This is a genomic window from Algoriphagus sp., assembly GCF_024305035.1.
Taxonomy (GTDB): Bacteria; Bacteroidota; Bacteroidia; order Cytophagales; family Cyclobacteriaceae; genus Algoriphagus.
Genome location: NZ_JAMWZB010000078.1, coordinates 1 through 1017, shown reverse-complemented (window position 1 = coordinate 1017; position 1017 = coordinate 1). Strand labels below are relative to the sequence as shown.

1 protein-coding gene is annotated in these 1017 nt (G+C 41.5%); it reads right to left on the bottom strand.

What is annotated here, in order from left to right; translation table 11 throughout:
* Window positions 1-901, bottom strand: a 901-nt coding sequence (locus tag Q0L00_RS19575; protein WP_297338584.1) for an HAD-IC family P-type ATPase, incomplete at its 3' end; no start/stop codon positions are given.
* Between the last annotated feature and the right edge of the window lie 116 nt (window positions 902-1017).

Below are 1017 nucleotides of genomic sequence, written 5' to 3'. Positions count from 1 at the left end.
TAAGATAACTGTCTTTACCCACACCGGTTGCCGTAACTCGCAAAGCACCTTCACCATTTATAGAACCGGCAATTACTTTCTCTTCTGCTTCTTTTTTTACAGGTACACTTTCGCCCGTGAGCATACTTTCATTTACATACGAAACTCCATCTATTATCAATCCGTCAGCGGGAATTTTTTCACCAGGTTTGATGATAATGGTTTCACCATTTTTTAAGTCTTCGAGTCTTATTTTTATAGCTTCACCGTGTCGCTCCACAGTAACATCGTTGGGTAAAAGTGCGACTAATGACTGCAATGCCTTTGAAGCCGCCATTGTAGAACGCATTTCTAACCAATGCCCCAAAAGCATAATCACGATAAGCGTTGCCAGTTCCCAATAAAAATCCATTCCCTGAAGTCCAAAAGTAACCGCAACAGAATAGATGAAGGCAACAGAAATAGCGATTGCTACCAGGGTCATCATTCCGATGGCTTTTGCTTTAATTTCGCCTACCATTCCTTTGAGGAAAGGCATTCCGCCATAGATATAAATGATGGTTCCCAATGCCAGCAATACATATTTATCTCCTGGAAAGGAAATACTAAAACCAAACCATTCCTGTATCATGGGCGATAAGAGCAAAATGGGAACGGTAATGATTAAACTTACCCAAAAACGTTTCAGAAAATCATTTGTATGATGTCCTTCGTGTTTGTCGTAACCGCTTTCTAAAAGCTGGCTATGGTCTTCGCTATGATGCGAATGTTCTTTGTGGTCGTGATGATGTTGGTGTCCGTGATGGCTATGCGTTTCTTTCTTTTCTCCACCCATTGGCACCAAATCCATTCCGCAAAGCGGACATTTTCCCGGTTCGTCCTTAATCACTTGTAAGTGCATTGGACAGGTATATTTTTTCATACTCTTTTTGTCTGTTGATATATGTTTGAAGTGTCGTTGTACACTTGCCGCTAACGTTTTGCGTATCCACCCCACCAAGTACATCTTTCATAGTTCCCCTACCAGCTGTAGGTTTG